13 protein-coding genes are annotated in these 20,461 nt (G+C 68.7%); 6 read left to right on the forward strand and 7 right to left on the reverse strand.

Translation table 11 applies throughout. From position 1 onward, the window contains the following. Positions 1–70 precede the first annotated feature (70 nt). Positions 71–1,081: a LacI family DNA-binding transcriptional regulator gene (locus tag ASC87_RS14545; protein WP_056663033.1), complete on the reverse strand. Its 1,011-nt coding sequence runs from the start codon at positions 1,079–1,081 to the stop codon at positions 71–73. A gap of 132 nt (positions 1,082–1,213) precedes the next feature. Here ASC87_RS14545 and ASC87_RS14550 point away from each other — a divergent pair, with 132 nt between their 5' ends. From ASC87_RS14550 to ASC87_RS14570, 5 genes are read left to right on the forward strand one after another with little or no spacing between them, the layout of a single operon-like run. Continuing rightward, positions 1,214–2,485, forward strand: a complete 1,272-nt coding sequence (locus ASC87_RS14550) for an ABC transporter substrate-binding protein (protein ID WP_056663038.1) — start codon at positions 1,214–1,216, stop codon at positions 2,483–2,485. A gap of 13 nt (positions 2,486–2,498) precedes the next feature. Then, positions 2,499–3,374, forward strand: a complete 876-nt coding sequence (locus ASC87_RS14555) for a carbohydrate ABC transporter permease (protein WP_056663039.1) — start codon at positions 2,499–2,501, stop codon at positions 3,372–3,374. Positions 3,375–3,378: 4 nt separating this feature from the next. Then, positions 3,379–4,230, forward strand: a complete 852-nt coding sequence (locus ASC87_RS14560) for a carbohydrate ABC transporter permease (RefSeq protein ID WP_056663042.1) — start codon at positions 3,379–3,381, stop codon at positions 4,228–4,230. A gap of 44 nt (positions 4,231–4,274) precedes the next feature. Further along, on the forward strand, positions 4,275–5,420 hold the full coding sequence (locus tag ASC87_RS14565) for an ABC transporter ATP-binding protein (protein ID WP_056663049.1): 1,146 nt from the start codon (positions 4,275–4,277) through the stop codon (positions 5,418–5,420). A gap of 22 nt (positions 5,421–5,442) precedes the next feature. After that, a complete protein-coding gene (locus ASC87_RS14570) occupies positions 5,443–7,623 on the forward strand; it encodes a beta-galactosidase (RefSeq protein ID WP_082568633.1) in 2,181 nt (726 codons plus the stop codon). A 57-nt stretch (positions 7,624–7,680) separates the two neighbouring features. Here ASC87_RS14570 and ASC87_RS14575 read toward each other — a convergent pair whose 3' ends face one another. Genes ASC87_RS14575 through ASC87_RS14585 form a run of 3 tightly spaced genes read right to left on the reverse strand, consistent with a single transcriptional unit; the run spans position 7,681 to position 13,534 of the window. Beyond that, entirely contained in the window at positions 7,681–9,087 is a 1,407-nt protein-coding gene (locus tag ASC87_RS14575; protein ID WP_056663332.1) for an efflux transporter outer membrane subunit, read from the reverse strand. After that, a complete protein-coding gene (locus ASC87_RS14580) occupies positions 9,080–12,253 on the reverse strand; it encodes an efflux RND transporter permease subunit (RefSeq protein ID WP_056663050.1) in 3,174 nt (1,057 codons plus the stop codon). The genes ASC87_RS14575 and ASC87_RS14580 overlap by 8 nt, the downstream gene beginning before the upstream one ends. Positions 12,254–12,265: 12 nt before the next feature. Then, positions 12,266–13,534 carry an efflux RND transporter periplasmic adaptor subunit gene (locus tag ASC87_RS14585; RefSeq protein ID WP_056663051.1) on the reverse strand — a complete coding sequence of 423 codons (1,269 nt, stop codon included), beginning with the start codon at positions 13,532–13,534 and terminating at the stop codon, positions 12,266–12,268. A gap of 169 nt (positions 13,535–13,703) precedes the next feature. On the opposite strand from ASC87_RS14585, the gene ASC87_RS14590 reads away from it, so the two are divergent. After that, positions 13,704–14,324 (forward strand): TetR family transcriptional regulator, encoded by a 621-nt coding sequence (locus ASC87_RS14590; RefSeq protein ID WP_056663052.1) that lies wholly within the window; start codon positions 13,704–13,706, stop codon positions 14,322–14,324. Here ASC87_RS14590 and ASC87_RS14595 read toward each other — a convergent pair. Genes ASC87_RS14595 through egtB form a run of 3 tightly spaced genes read right to left on the reverse strand, consistent with a single transcriptional unit; the run spans position 14,311 to position 20,379 of the window. Continuing rightward, the gene (locus ASC87_RS14595; RefSeq protein ID WP_056663053.1) at positions 14,311–18,126 is read right to left on the reverse strand and encodes a response regulator; all 3,816 of its coding nucleotides are present in this window, start codon (positions 18,124–18,126) and stop codon (positions 14,311–14,313) included. The genes ASC87_RS14590 and ASC87_RS14595 overlap by 14 nt on opposite strands. A 52-nt stretch (positions 18,127–18,178) precedes the next feature. Then, positions 18,179–19,147 carry an L-histidine N(alpha)-methyltransferase gene (egtD, locus tag ASC87_RS14600; RefSeq protein WP_056663057.1) on the reverse strand — a complete coding sequence of 323 codons (969 nt, stop codon included), beginning with the start codon at positions 19,145–19,147 and terminating at the stop codon, positions 18,179–18,181. Between the two features lie 20 nt (positions 19,148–19,167). Next, complete coding sequence (gene egtB, locus ASC87_RS14605; protein ID WP_369820764.1) at positions 19,168–20,379, reverse strand: ergothioneine biosynthesis protein EgtB; 1,212 nt, start codon at positions 20,377–20,379, stop codon at positions 19,168–19,170. Positions 20,380–20,461 lie beyond the last annotated feature (82 nt).

Consider the following 20,461-nt stretch of genomic DNA (forward strand, 5'->3'; position numbering starts at 1 on the left):
TCCTTTTTACAGGGCGAATCTCTGACGCACAGGTCCCGCCCGGGCCGCGTGGGTGCACGGACATGCCGGCTCAGTGGCGATTCGGTGGTGCCGTCGATTCCCGCACGATCAGCTCGGTGGGCAGCGTGACCTGAGAGCAGGCCGCGTCGAGCCCGGCCAGCAGCGCCAGCAAGGTGTTGACGGCCGAGCGCCCGAGTTCCTCGATCGGCTGCCGCACGGTGGTCAGCGCAGGGTGCACCTGGGCCGCGGCGGGCAGGTCGTCGAACCCCACCACCGAGATGTCTTCGGGCACCTTGATGCCGTGCGACTGCAAGGCAGTGAGCACGCCGAACGCGCTCACGTCGTTGCTCGCGAACACGGCCGTCGGACGCCTGCGTTTCATCTTCGCGATGCTCTCGCCGGCCGTGCGGCCGCCGGCCAGCGTGTGATGCCCTTGCAGCACCAGCGCCTCCAGGCCCAGGATGGCCACCGCATCGTCGTAGGCACGGTGCCGCTGACGGGCCGATTCGAGCTTCTCCTCGCCCGCCACGAAGGCGATGCGCTTGTGGCCCAGCTCGGCCAGGTAGGCCAGGGCCTTGCGCGCACCGCCGTAGTCGTCGGCCCCGATCGACACGAAGCCGGTGTGCTCGCTGGGCGTGTCGATGGTGACGACCGGCACCTGCCCCTGCGACAGCGTCTCCATGAAACCCTGCTCGTAGGGCAGCACCGCAATCACGCCGTCGGTGAATTGCTGCAGCAGCTTGGGGACGTTGCCCGTGGGGCGGCGGTCGCGGTCGACCAGCGAATAGATCAGCACTTCGGTGGCCGCCGCCGCCGCCGCACGGACCACACCCGCCACCACGCTGCTGTTGTAGGGCTTGTCGAGGTCGGTCACCAGCACGCCGAGCACACGGCTCTGGCCGGTGGAAAGCTTCTGCGCCATGCGGTTGGGCGCATAGCCCAGTTGGGACGCGAGCAGCTGCACCTTGGCACGGGTGGCGTCGGACACGCCGTGCTGGTTGTTGATCGCTCGCGAGGCGGTCATCGTGGAAACCCCCGCAGCCGCTGCGAGTTCAGCGAGGGTGGGCGCCTTACGGTTCATGGTGGTCGTTTGAGAGAGACGCGAGAGCATACGTTCGAAAGCATCCACTACCGTTAGCTAGGGTTTATCTTGATGTGATGATTAAACGTTAGCGCTAACGTTACAACTTGGCAAACGCACGCAGGAGACACCATGACCCCCAGCCATCGCCCCACCCGCCGCCAGATCGTCCAGATGGGCGGTGCCGCACTGGCTTCCGCCGCCGCGGGCGGGCTGAGCTTCCCGGCCATCGGCCAGAACAAGGCCAGGACGCTGACGCTGATCTCCGAGCGCTCCAATGCCAACACGCGTGCGGCACTGGCCGCCATCGCGGCGGCCTTCGAGAAACAGGCCGGCGCCACCGTGACCATCAACAACATGGACCACGAAGCGCACAAGACGGCCATTCGCAACTACCTGGTGACCAGCCCGCCGGACATCTGCTTCTGGTTCTCGGGCAACCGCATGCGCTCGTTCGTCAAGCGCGGCCTGTTCGACGACATCTCCGACCTGGTCGAGCGCGAGAAGTACAAGGACGCGCTGGGTTATGCCGCCAGCGCCGTCACCGTCGACGGCAAGCAGTGGGGTTTGCCGCTGGAAGCGTTGCCCTGGGGCATGTTCTACCGCAAGGACGTGTTCGCCGAGAAGGGCCTGAGCGTGCCGCGCACGTTCGAACAGTTCAAGGCCATGGGCGTGAAGGCGAAGGCCGCGGGCCTGGTGCCCATCGCGATGGGCACCAAGGAGCTGTGGCCCGCCGCAGGCTGGTTCGACCACATGAACCTGCGCATCAACGGGCTGGACCGCCACCTTGCGCTGATGAACGGCGAGATGAGCTACCTCGACCCGGCGCTGGCGCCAGTGTTCGACCGCTGGGAAGAGCTGATCCGCGCGGGCATGTTCCTGCCCAATGGCACCTCCTACGGCTGGCAGCAGGCCGGGGCTTTCCTGGTGCAGAAGAAGGCCGCGATGATGGACCTGGGGCCGTTCATCGCCGGCGTGTTCCCGCCCGAAGAGAAAGCGCAGATCGGCTTCGCCGCCTTCCCCGAGATCGTGCCCGGCGTCGGGCCCTACGAAGACATCGCCTACAACTCGGTGCACATCCCTGCCAAGGCGGCCAACAAGGCGCTGGCGCGCGAGTTCCTGGCGTTCTTCTACCGGCCCGACAACCTGGCGGCGTTCCTGAAGTCCGAGTCGGGCCTGACGCCGCGCACCGACATGAAGGTGGAACCCGATCCGCTGCTGGACCAGGTGCGTTCCGAGTTCAAGGGCGTGAAGGGCACCGCGCAGTACTACGACCGCGACACCGACCCCGACATGGCGCAGGCCGGCCTCAACGCCTTCCAGGAGTTCAGCGCGGCGCCGGAGCGGCGCAAGCAGATCCTCGAGCGGCTGGAAACCACCCGCAAGCGCATCTTCAAGGCCTGAGCTCGTCTTCACCATGAGCTTCTGGCGCCGCCATCGCGCGTGGCTGTACCCCGTGATCTTCCTGCTGCCGGGCGTCGCGGTGTTCGGCACGATCATCGTCGCCTCCGCGCTCGAGAGCCTGTGGGTCAGCCTGCACAGCTGGGACGGCATGGGCCCCAAGACCTGGGTCGGGTTGGCCAACTTCCGCGAGCTGCTGGACGACCCGCAGTTCTACACCTCGCTGAAGAACAACCTGATCTGGGTGCTGATGTTCCTGCTGGCGCCCGCGCTCGGCCTGGCGATCGCGCTGGGCGTCAACCAGCCGATCCGCGGCATTCGCCTGGTGAAGTCGCTGTTCTTCGTGCCGCTGGTGCTCGCGCCGGCCGCGGTGGGCGTGATCTTCGTGTGGTTCTACGACCCGAGCTTCGGCCTGCTGGCCAAGCTCTACGGCCTGGCCGGTGCGACGCCGCCCGCCTTGCTGTCCGACGAGCGGCTGGTGACCTTTGCCGTGGTCGGCGCGGCACTGTGGCCGCAGGTGGCCTTCTGCATGATCCTGTTCCTGGCGGGCCTCAGCAACATCGACGAGTCGGTGCTGAGCGCCGCGCGGGTGGACGGCGCACGCGGCTGGCGGATGCTCGTCCACATCGTGCTGCCGCAGCTGTCGCAGGTGAACTTCCTCGCCATCGCGGTGAGCGTGATCGGTGCACTGCGCTCCTTCGACATCATCGCGGTGATGACGCAGGGCGGGCCCTTCGGCTCATCGGCCACGCTCGCGTACCAGATGTACGAGCAGTCGATCTTTTCGTACCGCTTCGGCTACGGCGCGGCCATCGCCACGGTGCTGTTTGGCGGGGTGGCAGTGTTCATCGCCTGGTACCTGCACCGCCTGCTGCGCAGCGAGAGGATCTGAACCCATGTACCCGCGTCCCATTCCCGAATCGGCGCTGCTGCAGCGGCGGCTGTACATGGCGGTCCTCGGCCTCGCGCTGCTGGTCTGGCTGCTGCCGCTGATCGCAGTGACGATGACCTCGTTCCGCTCCACGCAGGACATCATGAGCGGCAACTACTGGGGCTGGCCCGTCGCACCCACGCTCATCGGCAACTATGCACAGGTCTTCACGCAGACGCCGATGGCCAGGTTCTTCGGCAACAGCCTGGTCATCACCATTCCGTCGGTGCTGTTGGTCCTGGTGCTCAGCACCCTGAACGGCTTCGTGCTGTCGCGCTACCGCTTTCGCGGTGCCACGCTGCTCTTTGCCGTGTTCGTCGGCGGCAACTTCCTGCCGCACCAGATCCTGATGATCCCGGTGCGCGACCTGATGGTGAAGGCCGGCCTGTACGACACCTTCTATGCGCTGATCCTGTTCCACGTGGCCTTCCAGACCGGCTTCGCCACCTTGTTCATGCGCAACTTCATCGCCTCGCTGCCGGGCGAGCTGTTCGATGCCGCGCGGGCCGAAGGTGTGTCGCCGCCGAAGGTGCTCTGGTACATCGTCGTGCCGCTCCTGCGCCCCGCGCTGGCGGCGCTCGCGGTGCTGACCTTCACCTTCATCTGGAACGACTACTTCTGGGCCGTGGTGCTGACGCAGAGCGACAGCGTCAAGCCCGTGACCGCCGGGCTGGCCAACCTCAAGGGCGAGTGGCTCTCGGCCTGGAACGTCGTGGCTGCAGCCACCATGATCGCGGCGATTCCGCCCGTCGCGATGTTCTTCCTGATGCAGCGGCACTTCATCGCCGGCCTGACCGCGGGCGCGGTCAAGGGCTGAACCCGCCGATCGGCCTGCCAGCGGCCCAAACCAGCAACCCCACCATGACCCTGAGCCTCCAGCTTCACCAGATCGAGAAGAACTTCCACGGCGTTCCCGTGCTGCGCGGCATCAGCCTCGATGTCGAGGAAGGCGAGTTCGTCGTGATGGTCGGCCCGTCGGGCTGCGGCAAGTCGACACTGCTGCGGGCCATCGCCGGGCTGGACACCGTGTCCTCGGGCCGCATGACCATCAAGGGGCGCGACGTCACGCAGCTCGAACCGGTGGAGCGCGGCATTGCGATGGTGTTCCAGTCGTACGCGCTGTACCCGCACATGACGGTGGCCGAGAACATGGGCTTCGGCCTGCGCATGGCACGCCGGCCGCCGGCCGAGGTCGACCAGGCGGTGAAGCGTGCCGCAGAGATCCTGCGCATCACCGATCAGTTGCACAAGAAGCCCAAGCAGCTCTCCGGTGGCCAGCGCCAGCGCGTGGCCATCGGCCGCGCGATCACCCGCTCGCCGGAGATCTTCCTGTTCGACGAGCCGCTGTCCAACCTCGATGCCGCGCTGCGCACGCAGATGCGGGTGGAGCTGAGCACGCTGCATGCAGCCTTGGGGGCGACCATGATCTACGTCACGCACGACCAGGTCGAGGCCATGACCATGGCCACCCGCATCGTCGTGCTCAACGCCGGCCTGGTGGAGCAGGTGGGCACGCCGCTCGCGCTGTACCACCAGCCGGCCAATCGTTTCGTCGCGGGGTTCCTCGGGTCCCCGCGCATGAATTTCTTCGCGGCCGAAGTGCAGGCGGTGGGCGAGGCCCATGCGGTCGTCGCCACGCCCGGCCTGCCGCCACTCGCCGTGGGCGTGGCGGATGCCACCGAGCTGAAACCGGGTGCCGCGGTGACGCTGGGCATCCGGCCCGAGAAGCTGCGCATCGTGGCTGCGGATTCGAACGACGGCACGGGTTTCCCGGCGCAGGTGCGGCTCGTCGAGCAACTGGGGCGCGAAACCGTGCTCTACGCGGACGCCTCGCCCTTGCAGACGCAAGGCTCCGACAGCGGCACGTCCAACGTGACGGTGCAGCTCAGCGCCATGTCGCGGCGGGTGCCGGGCGATGCGATCCGGCTCGCCTTCGATCCCGCCGACGCCTACCTCTTCGCAGCGAGTGGCAAGACCATCTCGGTCGCCGCTCCCGGCGTCGCTTGAACCGTCCCTTCCTGAGCCGAGCATGACCTTCTCACCACCCTTCGCCCACGCCCCTCGACGCCAGGTCCTGGCCCCTTCCGCCTGGCGGCCCACCTCGCTGGACCGCCTGCTGATCGGCACGCCGCATTACCCGGAGCACGTCGACGACAGTTATCTCGAGCGCGATGCTGCGCGCATGGCCGAATGCGGCTTCAACGTGATCCGCCTGGCCGAGTTCGCCTGGCACCTGATGGAGCCGCGTGAAGGCGCCTTCGACTTCTCGCTCTTTGACCGCGCCATCGAGGTCTTCGCCCGCCACGGCATCTCGACGGTGATGTGCACGCCCACGGCCACGCCGCCCCGCTGGCTCACCATGGCCTACCCCGAGGTGCTGCGTGTCGACACCCATGGCCGTCCGGCCCGGCACGGCTCGCGCCAGCAGGCGGACACCACGAGCCCGGTGTACCGCGAGCACAGCCGCCGCATCACGCAGGCGATGGCGAACCACTACCGCGACCACCCGCACGTCATCGGCTGGCAGACCGACAACGAGCTCAACACCACCGCCTCGGAGTCGTACGCGCCCGGCACGGCGCGCGAATTCCGCCGCTACCTGTCGGCCCGCTACCAGACCATCGCCGCCCTCAACCACGCCTGGGGCACCGACTTCTGGGCCCAGCGCTACGACAGCTTCGAGCAGGTCGACCTGCCGTTCGAGCTCGCCCCCTCGTTCGCCAACCCCACCCAGGTGCTGGACTACCACCGTTTCCTGGCCTGGGCCACCGCCGCGTTCCAGCACGACCAGGTCGCGATCCTGCGTGCCACCAACCCCGGCTGGTTCATCTTCCACAACCTGGGCCAGTTGCGCGACATCGACTTCCGCGGCGAGTTCACCACCGACCTCGACTTCCTCGGCTACGACGTCTACCCCTTCCTCAAGGACGAGATCGAGCGCACCGGCTGCCATGCCCATCACCAGGCCTTCATGGCCGATGTGATGCGTGGCTACGCGGGCAACTTCATCGTGCCCGAGCAGCAGTCCGGGCTGGGCAGCCAACCGGGGTTCGCGACCCCGGTGCCCGAAGAAGGCGAGATGCAGCGCATGGCGATGTCATCGATCGCCCGCGGTGCCGATGGCGTGCTGTTCTTCCGCTGGCGGCCGGCGCACTTCGGCGCCGAGATCTACTGGAACGGCATCCTCGACCACGACGACGTGCCGCGGCGCCGCTACGAGGAAGCCCGCCGTACCGGCACCACGCTGCAGCGCATCGGGTCACGCATCCTCGGCACCTCGGTGCGCATGGACGTGGGCATCGCCGGTGCCGACTACGACAACCAGGAGGCCCACACCACCTACCCCCTGGGCCTGCCCTCGCCCCAGGGGGCCAGCCTGCCGTTGCACCGCCACTGCTTCGAGCAGGGCCTGCCCTGCGGCTTCCTGCACCCCGAAGACGACCTGTCGCGCCTCAAGGTCTTCTTCGTGCCGCACTGGGTGATCTGGAAGGACGAGTGGACCGAGCGCCTGGAGCGCTTCGCACGAGCCGGCGGCACGGTCATCATTGGCGCGAGAACCGGCACGCGCGACGCCAACAACCACGTCATCCGCGACACGGCGCCGGGCCGTTCGCTGTCGGCCCTGTGCGGCATCACGGTCGAAGAGTTCGGTTTGCTGCCGCCGCTGGACGGACTAGGGCTCACCGACAAGCTCAACCGGCCTGAAGGCGCCCTGGTGCTGCCCACGCGGCCCGCGGAATCGTCGCGACGCGCGCACCAGCTGCGCGTGGGCGATGCGGTGTTGCCTGCCGCGCATGCCTACGAACTCCTGAAGGTGCGCGACGATGCCGCCGACCAGGTGACGGTGGCCGGCCGCTGGGACACGCGCTTCGTTGCTGGCCAGCCGGCGATCACGATCCGGCGCGTGGGTGAGGGCCGCGTTGTCTACGTCGGCACCTACGTGACGGACGCGCTGGCGGCCCTGCTGCTCGACGCGGTGCTGGCCGACCTGCCGATCAAGCCGCTGCTGCCCCACGTGCCCGCGGGCGTCGAAGTGACGCTGCGCGAGGGCGAAGGGCGCAGCCTGCTGTTCATTCTCAACAGCCGGGCCGAGCCCGTGGTCGTACCCGACGTACCTGCCGGCCTGGAGTTGATGGGCGACCGGCCGCATGCGGCCGGGGCGCTGAGGCTTTCCGCCTATGGCTGCGCCGTGATCCAGGTCTCGCCATAGCGGGCCATCCAAAAGGTCTGCTGCGCGAAGGCCGCCCGAGGGCGGCCTTCGCACCAATCACTTCGCCTCGGCCGGCTCCGTCCAGCCACCACCGAGCGCCTTGTACAGCGTCACGAGGTTCTGCACCTGCGCGGCCTGCACTTGCACGACGGCCTGCTGGGCCGTGAACAGCGAACGCTGGGCGTCCAGCACGTCGAGGTAACTCGCCGCGCCGTTGCGGTAGCGCAGGTCGGCGAGCTTGAAGCGGGTTTCCTCGGCGCGGGTGACCGCGGCCTGGGCCCGTGCCTGCTCGTCGAGCGTGGCGCGGCCGGCGAGCGCATCGGCCACCTCGCGGAACGCGGTCTGCACCGACTTCTCGTACTGCGCCACCGCGATCTCGCGGTTGACCTTCGCCACGTCGAGGTTGGCCTTGTTGCGGCCCGCATCGAAGATGGGCAGCACGATGGTCGGCGTGAAGCTCCAGGCGCCGCTGCCACTCTTGAAGAGGCCCGACAGCTCGGTGCTGGCCGTGCCCGCGCTGGCGGTCAGCGAGATGCGCGGGAAAAACGCCGCCCGGGCCGCGCCGATGTTTGCGTTCGCGGCGATCAGCGCCTGCTCGGCCTGGCGCACGTCCGGACGCTGCGCGAGCACCTCGGACGGAACACCCGCCGGCAGGTCGGCCACGAGGCCCTGGCCGGTCAACTCGAGGCCGGCCGGCAGCCCGTCGGGGATGCCCTGGCCCAGCAGCAGCACGAGCGCGTTTTCGTCGAGCGCGCGCTGGCGCGTCTGCTGCGCAAGCGACACCCTCGCCGATTCGAGCAGCGACTCGCCCTGGCGGAAGTCGAGTTCCGAGGCCGCACCGCCCTCGAACTTCAGCTTCGTCAACTTGAACGACTCCTCGCGGGTCTCGAGCGTCTGCTGCGTGACCTTCAGCAGCAGGTCGTCGGCCAGCAGCGTGTAGTACGCGTTGGCCACCGAAGCGATCAGGCTCATCTGCACCGACTTGCGCGCTTCCTCGGTGCCGAAGTACTGCGCGAGGGCCGCATCGCTCAGGCTGCGCACCCGGCCGAACAGGTCGAGTTCGTACGCGGAGACCTGCAGGCCCACCGTGTACAGCGACTCGACACCGGAGTTCTGCCGCTGCGCCGTCATGCCGGCGTTGACCGTGGGGAGACGGTCCGCCCGCCTGACGCCGTAGGTGGCACGCGCCTGCTCGATGTTGAGCACCGCGACCCGCAGGTCGCGGTTGTTCTTCAGCGCGATCTCGATCAGCTGCTTGAGCCGTGCGTCCGCGAAGTACGACTGCCATGCGATCCCGGTGGCCGGCGTGGTGCCGGCCGCCGGTGCGCTGGCGCCGACCGCGGGGTACGCGGCGGCCACGGGGGCGGCCGGGCGTTCATACGTGGGTGCCATCGACGCACAGGCGCCGAGCATCGCGAGGACCGCGGCCGCAGCCACGGTTTTCATCAGGTGCCGCTCACTCATGCGAGCCTCCTTGGGCCAGCGCGGGCGTGCTGCCGTCATCGGTTTCGTGGGCGTACTTCTTCCGTTGGCGTTCGCTGCCCTTGAAGAGGCGGCGCACCACCACGAAGAAGATGGGGACGAACAGCACCGCCAGCACCGTGGCGCTGATCATGCCGCTCATCACACCGGTGCCGATGGCACGTTGGCCGGCGGACCCGGCGCCACTGGCCACCACCAGCGGCATCACGCCGAGGATGAACGCGAGCGACGTCATGATGATGGGGCGAAAGCGCAGGTGGGCGGCTTCGAGCGTGGCCTCGACGAGGTCTCGTCCCTGGGCGTGCAGGTCTTTCGCGAACTCGATGATCAGCACCGCGTTTTTCGCGGACAGCCCGATGATGGTGATCAGGCCCACCTTGAAGTACACGTCGTTCGACATGCCGGCGATGGTGCCGCCGAGCAGCACCCCGAGCACCCCGAGCGGCACCACCAGGATCACCGCGAGCGGAATGGACCAGCTCTCGTACAGCGCCGCGAGGCACAGGAACACCGCGAGCAGCGAGAACGCGAACAGGATCACGGCTTGCGAGCCCGACAGCTTCTCTTCCCGCGACTGGCCCGTCCACTCGAACGCGAACCCGGCCGGCAGCCGGGCCGCGAGGGCTTCCATCTCGTCCATCGCGTCACCGCTGCTGAAGCCCTTGGCGGCCTCACCGGTGATGCGCATCGTGGGGTAGCCGTTGTAGCGGATGGTCTGCATCGGGCCCGTCACCCACCGGGTGGTCGCGAAGGCTGACAGCGGCACTGCCTGGCCCCTCGTGTTGACCGCGTTGATGCGCAGCAGGTCGTCCGGTTGCATCCGCGTGGGGGCGTCGGCCTGCACCACCACCCGCTGCAGGCGGCCGGCGTTCGGGAAGTCGTTCACGTACGTCGAACCGAGGGCCGTGGAGATGGCCGCGTTGACCGAGTCGAACGGCACACCCAGCGCACTGGCCTTGTCGCGGTCGATGTCGAGCTGCAGCTGGGGCGCGTCCTCCAGGCCGTCGGGCCGGACGCCGGTGAGCTTCGGGCTCTTCGATGCCATGCCGAGCAGCTGGTTGCGGGCGACAAGCAGGGCCTCGTGGCCGTTGCCGCCGCGGTCTTGCAGGCGGAAGTTGAAGCCGGAGCCGGTGCCCAGTTCGGGAATCGGGGGCGGGCTCAGCGGGTAGATGAACGCGTCCTTCACACCCATCAACGCACCGAACGCGCGGCCGGCGATGCCCTGGGCCGAGTGCGCCTGGCCTTCGCGCTCCTTCCAGTCTTTCAGCGTGATGAACCCGAGCGCGGCGTTCTGGCCGGTACCCGAGAAGCTGAAGCCCAGCACACTGACCATGCTCTGGATCTCAGGCTGCTTGAGCATGTAGCCCTCGACCTGTTTCATCACGTCGAGCGTCCGGTTCTGCGTGGCGCCCGGCGGCAGCTGGACGTTCACGAGCATGGTGCCCTGGTCTTCCGCAGGCAGGAAGGACGTGGGCATGCGCGACACGAGCAGCACCACCACACCGATGATGGCAGCGTAGATCACGAGGTAACGCGCGGCGCGGCGCAACAGCTTGGCGATGAAGCTCTCGTAGCTCTTGGCGGTGCGCGAGAAGCCGCGGTTGAACCAGCCGAAGAAGCCGGTCTTCTCGTGGTGGTGGCCGGCCTCGACGGGCTTGAGCAGCGTGGCACACAGCGCGGGAGTCAGCGACAACGCCATGAAGGCGGAGAACAGGATGGACGTGACCATCACCGCCGAGAACTGGCGGTAGATGTTGCCCACCGCGCCGCCGAAGAAGGCGAGCGGGATGAACACCGACACCAGCACCACGGTGATGCCGATGATCGCGCCGGAGATCTGCCCCATGGCCTTTCGGGTGGCCGCAAGCGGTGACAGGCCTTCCTCGCTCATGATGCGTTCGACGTTCTCGACGACCACGATCGCGTCGTCCACCACGATGCCGATCACGAGCACCATGCCGAACATCGTCAGCACGTTGATCGAGAAGCCCATCGCGAGCAGCACCGAGAACGTGCCCAGCAGCGTGATGGGCACCACCACGGTGGGAATCACCGTGTAGCGGAAGTTCTGCAGGAACAGGTACATCACGAGGAACACGAGCACGACGGCCTCGATCAGTGTCTCGACCACCTGCTTGATGGAGATGTCGACGAAACGCGAGCTGTCGTACGGGATCGTGTACTTCACGCCCTGCGGGAAGTACTTCTGCAGCTCGTCGAGCCGTGCGCGCACGGCCTTCGCCGTGGCCAGCGCGTTGCCGGAGGGGGCGAGCTGCACGCCGATGCCGGTGGACGGCTCGCCGTTCAGGCGGGCCGACGTGGCGTAGGCCTGCGCGCCGAGTTCCACGCGGGCCACGTCCTTGACACGCACGGTGGAGCCGTCGGCGTTGGCACGCACCACGACGTTGTTGAACTGTTCGACGGTGCTGAGCTGGCCCTTCACGACCACGGTGGCGAAGATGGACTGGCCGGCCACGTTGGGCAGGTCACCGATGGTGCCGGACGACACCTGGGCGTTCTGCGTCCGCAACGCGCTGACGACGTCCGCCGTCGACAAGTTGAAGCCGACGAGCTTGGCCGGGTCGATCCAGATGCGCATGGCCCGTTCGGTGCCGAACAGCTGGGCCTGGCCCACACCGGCGATGCGCTGGATTTCCGGCAGCACGTTGCGCGACGCGTAGTCGCCGAGGGCGATGGGGTTGTACGCCGGGTTGTCGGATGACAGGATCGCGAACAGCAGGAAGTTGGCGCGTGACTTGTCGACACGCACACCCTGCTGCGTCACCGCGGCCGGCAGGCGCGGCGTGGCGCGGCCGAGGCGGTTCTGCACGTCCACCTGCGCCAGGTCGGGGTTGGTGCCCGGCTGGAAGCTGAGCGTGATCGACCCGGTGCCGTCCGCCTGCGCGACGGACTCCATGTAGATCAGGCCGGGAGAACCGTTCATCTCGCGTTCGATGACGCTGAGCACGGCGTCTTCGAGCACCTGCGCGGAGGCGCCCGGGTAGGCGGTGGACACCACGATCGACGGCGGTGCTACCGGCGGGTACTGCGCGATGGGCAACTGCGTGATCGACACCGCGCCCATCACGAGGATGAACAGGGCGATCACCCACGCAAAGATGGGGCGGTCGATGAAAAACTTGGCCATGGGTCGGGTCCCTTACTGCGCGGACGCGGCCGAGGCGGCAGGTGCGGGCGCAGATGCCGGCGCGGCGCCGGATGCTGCCTGGGCGGGCGCGCTGGCGCCCTTGCTCCAGGGCACCGGCTTGACGGGTGCCCCCGGCACCATCATCTTCTGGAACCCTTCGACGATGACCTGCTCGCCCGGTTTCAGGCCGCCCTGGACCACCCAGTTCGTGCCCTGGCCTGAACCGATCTTCACGGGGCGCGACGCGGGTTTGCCGTCGGCACCGACGACCAGCACGGTGTCGCCCTGGCTGCCGCGGGTCACCGCCTGCTGCGGGATCAGGATGCCGGCGGGCAGTTCGGCTTGCGCGAGGCGCACGCGCACGTACTGGCCGGGCAGCAGCAAGCCGTCCGGATTCGGCACTTCCGCCCGCAGCGTGATCTGGCCCGACGTGCTGTCCACTGTCAGGTCGGAGAACAGCAGCTTGCCCTGGCGCGGCAGTTCGGTGCCGTCGTCCAGCACCACCCGCACCGCCACGGCGCCTTCACCGGCGCTGCGCAACTGGCCGGCCTGCATGGCCTTGCGCAGGCGCAGCACGTCGTTGGTGGACTGGGTGAAGTTCACGTAGACCATGTTGGTCTGCTGCACCAGCGCCAGCTGCGTGGCTTCCGACGCGCTGACGAGCGCCCCTTCGGTGACCAGCGCGCGGCCGATGCGGCCCGAGATGGGCGCGGTGACACTGGCGTAACCCAGGTTGATGCGGGCGGACGTGACGGCGGCCTTGGCGGAGGCCACGTCGGCCTCGCCTTGTTTCTGCGCGGCGACGACGTTGATGTAGTCCTGCTTGCTGACGGCGTTCGCCTCGGCCAGCGGCTTGTACCGCTCGGCCTGGGCGGCCGCCTGCGTCAGGTTCGCCTGGGCCTTGGCCAGCGACGCCTGGGCGCTCTCGAGCGTGGCCTGGTACGGCGCCGCGTCGATCTGGAACAGCGCCTGGCCGGCCTTCACTTCGGACCCTTCACGGAACAGCCGCTTCTGCACGACCCCATTGACGCGAGCGCGCACTTGCGCGGTTCGCAAGGCCTCTACACGGCCGGGGAGTTCGGTCTGCAATTCGATGGCCTGTTCAGCGATGGTGACCACCCCGACCTCCGGCGGCGGCATGCCGCCGCCCGGGCGGACGCCCTGGGCGGCTCCGTCCTTGGCGCCACACGCAGCCAGCAGGATGGCGAGGGAAGCGGCGGTGGCGATGCCCCCCGCCCGCAAGACAACAGAGGGAGCCAAGACGTTTTGCAACGCAGCCATGCGAAACCTTCCGGGAAAAGCGCCCATGGTGGGCGCTGACAGTGAGGAGAATGTGAGGCAAGGGGAACCACCGATTGAAAAACCGGGGTTCCAGAGCCGGCGTGCGTTAGTATACATACATCGCTGTATGTATGTAAGCGACGCAACGAACGATGGGTCGGAACGAGACATGGTACGGAGAACGAAGGAAGAGGCGCAGGAAACCCGCAATCGCATCCTGGATGCGGCCGAACGGGTGTTCCAGGACCGGGGTGTCTCCCGCACGTCCCTGAACGAGATTGCGCTGGCGGCGGGGGTGACCCGCGGTGCGATCTACTGGCACTTCCAGGACAAGGCCGACCTCTTCAACGCGATGCTGGAGCGGGTCACGCTGCCGTTCGAGGACGCCATCAGGCGCCCCGACGATGCCGGCGCGGGGCCGCTCGACGTGATGCGCGAGACCTTCAGCGCAGCCATGCAGAAGACCGTCAACGACCCTCAGGTGCGCCGTGTGTTCGAGATCGCCACGCACAAGGTCGAATACGTGGGTGAAACCCGGGCCGTGCGCGACCGCCACCTGGCCGTGCGCAACGAGATGCACGAGCACATGACGCGCCGCATCGGGCTGGCGATGGCACGGGGCCAGCTGGCCAAGCGCGTCTCGGCGGAAACGGCCGCCTTCGGCTTGCACGCGTTGATCGACGGCCTGATCCAGAACTGGATGCTGGACCCCGAGGCCTTCGATCTCCTGGTCGTGGGTGAGCAGGTGCTCGACACCTACCTGGCCGGCCTTGCCGTCACGACACCGTGACGGCCGGCAACCAGCGCAACAGGCACGCGTAGAACTTGGGCAACTCCACCGGCTTGCTGACGTGGTCGTCCATGCCGGCGGCCAGGCATTCGTCGCGGTCCTCGGAAAACGCGTTGGCCGTCATCGCCACGATGGGCAGCGTGGGCCGCCCCGGCAGCCGGCGGATGGCCCGCGTGGCCTGGAGCCCGTCCATCACCGGCATCTGCATGTCCATCAGCACGAGGGCGTGGTGGTCGCGCTGCACGGCCTCGACGGCTTCCTCGCCGTTGTGGGCCACGCTCACGTCCATCCCGAGCCGCCGCAGCAGCGCGCCGGTCACCTCCTGATTCACCGGGTCGTCGTCGACGATCAGCACCTTGGCGCCGCGGTGCCGTTCGACCAGCAACCGCTCGGCCTGCACGCTGTTGCCCTCGGCGACGGTGGCGGGAACCGGGCCACCCACCGAACGGGGCAGCGTGACGTCGAGCCAGAAGGTGCTGCCGAGGCCGTGCTGGCTCGTCACGCCCACCTCGCCGCCCATCAGCCGGGCGAGCCGCTGCGCGATCACGAGTCCGAGGCCGCTGCCGCCGTAACGGCGTGACGTGGAGTCATCGGCCTGGCCGAAGGCCTGGAACAGCCGGCCCTGCTGCTCGGGTGTCAGGCCGATGCCCTGGTCCTCGACGGCCATGCGCAGCCGCACGCTGTTCGGCCCAGGCGGCGCGAGGCAGTGCATGCGCACGGTCACCGCCCCGCGTTCGGAGAACTTGATGGCGTTGCCGACGAAGTTCACGAGCACCTGCTCGAGCCGCAACGGGTCGCCGAGCACCACGTCGGGCAGGCCGGGGTCGAAGTCGTCGCGCAGCACGAGGCCGCGGGCGCTTGCCCGTTCGCCCAGCATGTCGATGGTATGGGCCACCATGCGCCGCAGTGACAGCGGTTCGTGTTCGATCGTCAGCCGCCCGGCCTCGATCTTCGACAGGTCGAGCACGTCGTTGATGATGCCCAGCAGGTGGTCGGCGGCGGCGCGCACGCGGTTGAGCCGCGCGCGCGGGCGCTGGCCGGTGACGTCGTCCTGCAGCAGGTGGGTGAGCCCGATGATCGCGTTCATCGGCGTGCGGATCTCGTGGCTCATGTTCGCGAGGAAGTTGCTCTTCGCGCGGCTGGCCGCCTCGGCGGCGTCGCGCGCCTGCGCCAGCGCCAGCTCGGCCCGGCGCCGCACCACGATGCCCCAGACGTCGTCGGCCATCAGCTGCAGTGTCTGCAGGTCGGTGTCGGTGTAGTGGCCGAACTCCGTGGCAAGGCACATGATCATCTGCACCTCACCCTGCAGCTTCACCGGCACCGCCATGCAACGCGGCCCCACCCGCGCGGCCGGGTCGCGCAGTGCCGTGCCCGACAGCTGCACGTGCACGCAGCCCTCGGCCAGCCGGTGCAGCAGCCCGTGGGTGTCCGGTGAACAGGTCAGTCCCGTCTCGGCCTCCTCCATCAGCTGCAGGCAGCCGGCGCCGCTGTGGGTCACCGTCACCGCGGTGTCCACCGCGAGCTGCAGCAGCGCTGATTCGCCGAGGGCCGTGGCGCTCTGGCTCAGCTGGTACATGGCGAGCAGGCGCTGGTCGTTGTGCCGCAGCTGGGCGTTGGCCGCCTCCAGTTCCGCGGTGCGCGCCTGCACGAGCGCCTCGAGCTGGTCGCGGTAGGCGGCCAGCGACTGTTCGCTGCGTTTGCGTTCGGTCTGGTCGATGAAGGCCGTCAACACCCCGTCGGGCAGCGTGATGCCCGTCACCTGGATCAGCTTGAACTCGCCGTTGCGGCAACGGATGCGGCCCTCCTGCGGGGCGATGTCCTCACCGGTGCGGCGAGCCTCTTCCACGGCCCGGCGCCAGCGCATCACCGACTCCTTGCGCTCGATGCGGTCGGGCAGCACCCGCGGCCACCATGCAGCGAGGGTGGGCACGTCCTGTTCCGTGTACCCGAAGAACTGCCCGAAGCGGCGGTTGCGGTACGTGAAGTCGCCAGCGTCGTTCACATGGCAGATGGGCAGCGGGGTCATGTCCATCAGCCGGTGCAGGCGCGACTCGCTGTCGCGCAGTGCCGCCTCGGCCTGCTGGCGCTGCGTGATGTCCACGGACAAGATGAACACCCCGTCGGGCACGGGCTGGATGCGCAGTTCGAACCACGCGGTTTCGCCGTCCGGGTAGGCGAACGGGGACTCCATCTGGTGCGGCACGCGGTTGCGCATGCATGTCTCGATCGCGCCGAACGCTTCGGACAGCTCGATGCCGGGGTAGGCGTCCATCATCGTGCGCCCGATCAGCTCGTCGAGCGGCTTGCGCGCGTGTTCGATGCCCGCGCGGTTGATGTAGATGTAGCGCCAGTCGAACCCGATGATCTGGCAGCCCTCCAGCATGTTCTCGAGCGTGCGGTGATAACGCTCCTGGCTGGCCTTGAGGGCCGCCTCGGCCCGCTTGTACGCGGTGACGTCGACCACCACGCGGATGTGTCCCGTCACCTTGCCGATGTCGTCGCGCGTGGGCACGAGCGTCACCTGCGCGTGCCTGGATCCCTCGGGTAGCCGCATCTCGCATTCCCACGTCACCTGCTCACCGGCATGCACTCGGGCCAGGTAGGGGGCCGCCAGGTCGGACAGCGGATCCGTGTCGGGCGAGTCACCGAACCAGCGGGTGTGGGCGAGGTTGGTGAACAACCGCGTGCCGTCGCGGTTCACGCGAGAGACCGGCCCCGGCAACGCCTGCGTGACGAGGCGCAACTGCCACTCGCTGTCGGCCAGGGCCTGCTCGGTGTCGAAGCGGGCGGCGAGCATGGCGCGGAAGTCGGCGGCCAGCGCCTGCACCTCGCGGGGCGCGTTGCGCAGGCGCGGGTCGCCCTCGGTGATCTTGGGGTCTATCAGTGCCGTGGCGGCATCGCGCGCCGCGGCGGCGATGGTCTCGATGGGGCGCGCGGTGCGCCGTGCGATCAGGTACGAGAGCAGCGCGGCACACGCGATGGCGGCCGCGGCCAGCGCCGATTGGTAGATGGCCCGCGCCTTCACCGTCGCGATCACGTCGCTGCGCGGGATCGACACCGTGGCGTACCACCGGGTGCCTCGTACCGGTGCCGCCGCCTCGATGTGGTCACCGTTGACGGCCTGTGCGCCCGGAGGTGCGCCATGGGTGTCGCCCATGACGCTGCTGGCAATGACCGCGCTCGCCCCGTCGACGATGCGGGCGATGGCGCTGGCCGGCAGGGTGCCCGGGGCGGGTGCGAGTTGCAGCGTGGCGAGGTCGACCGACAGGGTCACGAACCCCACGACGTCACCGGAGGTGGCGTGCAGCGGCTGGAGCGCGAATGCGATCCAGCGGTGGCTGAACGGGCCGCGCATCGATTCACCGACGATGAAGTGCTCGGACTGAAGCAGCGCCTCGGGCACGGCACTCCGGGTCGCCAACGGCCCCGACCCGCTGGCCGGCGCGATGGCACTGCAGATGCGGCGGCCGTCGCGGGTCACCGTGGCCAGGTTGGTGTACTCGGGGAACAAGCCGTTGAACTGGCCGAACAACGGGTGGCAACGGTCGCGGTCGAGTGCCACGATGGCCGGCTCATGCGAGAGGAACTGCAGCCGCTCCCGTGCGCGCCCGATCAACCGTTCGGCATCGGCGGCGATGGCGTGTGCGGCGCGTTGGGTGGACGCCTCGGCGCCGCGTGTGTGCAGGCGGGCTTCGTCGTAGGCGGTGTAGCCGATCAACGCCACAAGCGGCAGCGCCGTGGCACCGACCAGCAGGTGCAATCGGGCACGGAGGGACAGCGCCGCCGGAACAGTCGAAACCATGGGCCATTCGGCCGCGCAGGCCCCGCGGCGTCAACTGGCAGGATTGACAGGGTCAGGCGGGTGCTGCGAGCCAGTGCACGCTGAACAGGTGCTCGGGATCGACCCACACCGGGCCGGGCAGGAACCCGGCACGGCAGGCCAGTTGCCGAAAGCCGTCCACCGTGTACTTGTGCGAGTTCTCGGTGTGCAGGCTTTCACCTTCGGCGAATTCGAAGAGCCGGCCGCCAACGCTGACGGTTTGCGCGCGCCGGCTGACGAGGTGCATCTCGACCCGCTGGTGCATGGGCTCGTAGAACGCGTAGTGGTCGAAGGCCTCGACGTCGAAGCCGGCGCCCAGCTCGCGGTTGGCACGCACCAGCAGGTTGCGGTTGAAGGCGGCGGTCACGCCCGCGCTGTCGTTGTAGGCGAGGTGCAGCCGGGCCGGGTCCTTGACGAGATCGACCCCGATCAGCAGGCCGCCACCCTGCAGCGCCTGGAAGGCCTGCCGCAGGAACCGCACCGCGTCGACGGGCCCCAGGTTGCCGATCGACGAGCCCGGAAAAAAGCCGACGCGCCGCGGATGGGGTGGCAGCGTGAGCGGGCGGGTGAAGTCGGCGGCCAGTGGCAGCACCTGGAGGTGCGGGTAGTCGCGGTGCAGCAGTGCGGCCGATTCGTGCAGGTGGTCGGCCGAGATGTCGACCGGGATGAACCGGCCAGGGTGCTCCCAGGCGTCGAGCAGCAGCCGCACTTTCGTGACCGAACCTGCGCCGAACTCGACGAGGTCGGCGCCACGGCCGAACAGCGCGGTCATCTCGCGGCCGTGGCGCGCGAGCAGGCCGAACTCGGTGCGGGTGGGGTAGTACTCGGGCAGGTCGCAGATGCGGTCGAACAGGCGCGAGCCGGCGGTGTCGTAGAAGTACTTCGGTGAAATGGACCGCGGGTGCGCCGACAGTGCGGCCATCATCTCGCGTTCGAACTCGGTGGTTTCAGGGGGCACTCCGAGGTGTCGTTCGGAGGCGGGCAGGGGCAGCGTGGCACGCATTGGCAGCCTTTCGCAGGAAGTCACAGGTTGCGCGCCAGCCGCAGTCCGGAGAACTGCCAGCGCGCCGAAGGCGGGAAGAAGTTGCGGTACGTGGGGCGCACGTGCCCCGGCGGCGTGGCCGCACTGCCGCCGCGCAGCACGACCTGGCCCATCATGAACTTGCCGTTGTATTCGGCGGCCGCGCCCGCGAACGGCTGGAAGCCGGGGTAGGGGTCGTACGCGGAGCGGGTCCATTCCCACACGTCGCCGGTGGCGGCGGGGGCCGCGGCTTCCCATTCGAACTCCGTGGGCAGGCGGGCGCCGGCCCACGCCGCGTAGGCCGCGGCCTCGTACAGGCTCACGTGGCTCACCGGTTCGGCGAGGTCGAGCGGGCGCAGGCCATGCAGTGTGAACGAGGTGGGTTCGGACGTGCCGGCCGCGCGCCAGTACAGCGGCGCGTCCCAGCCGTGGGTGCTGACCGCGGCCCAGCCATCGCTCAACCACCATTGCGGATCCCGGTAGCCGCCGTCGCGGATGAACGCGAGGAACTCGCCGCAGCTGACGGGCCGGTCGGCCAGCTGGTACGGGTGCAGCAGCACGCGGTGGGCAGGCCCCTCGTTGTCGAACGCGAAACCGCCGCCGGCGTGGCCGATCACGGCCTCGCGCGCCGGGTGGTCCACCCAGCCGAGCGGGGTGGGCGCCCGTGCGGCGGGCGCGTGGGCCGGAGGGCGGTACGCGGGGTCCAGCGGGTTCTGCGACAGCAGGTGCAAGACGTCGGTCAACAGCAGCTCCTGGTGCTGCTGCTCGTGGTGCAGGCCCAGCGTGAGCGCGGGTTCGGCCTTGGCGAACGTGGCGTCGTCGGCGCTGTCGAGGAAACGGCGCACCGCACCATCCACCGCCGCGCGGTACCGGCGCACCTCCTGGCCCGAAGGCCGTGTCAGCAGCCCGCGGGCCGGGCGCGGGTGGCGCGGCCCGAGGGCCTCGTAATACGAGTTGAAGAGGAACGCGTAGCGCGCATCGGCCGGCCGGTAGCCGGGCACGCACGGCTGCAGCACCATCGTCTCGAAGAACCAGGTGGTGTGCGCGAGGTGCCACTTCACCGGGCTGGCATCGGGCATCGACTGCACGCACTGGTCCTCGTCGGACAGCGGTGCGGCGAGCGTGCACGAGTGGGCGCGCACGGCATCGAAGGCCTCGGCGAGGGCGTGGCGCGGCGTGGCGCGGGGCACCACGGCGGTGGCTGGAAACGGCAAGGTCGTCGCCCCTTCTGATCCGAAGGACCCGCAGGTCCGATCGGGATCACCTTAGCAGCGGTGCTGCCTCACCGCAATCGGA

The sequence above is a fragment of the Rhizobacter sp. Root1221 genome, assembly GCF_001425785.1.
In the GTDB taxonomy this organism is placed as follows: domain Bacteria; phylum Pseudomonadota; class Gammaproteobacteria; order Burkholderiales; family Burkholderiaceae_C; genus Rhizobacter.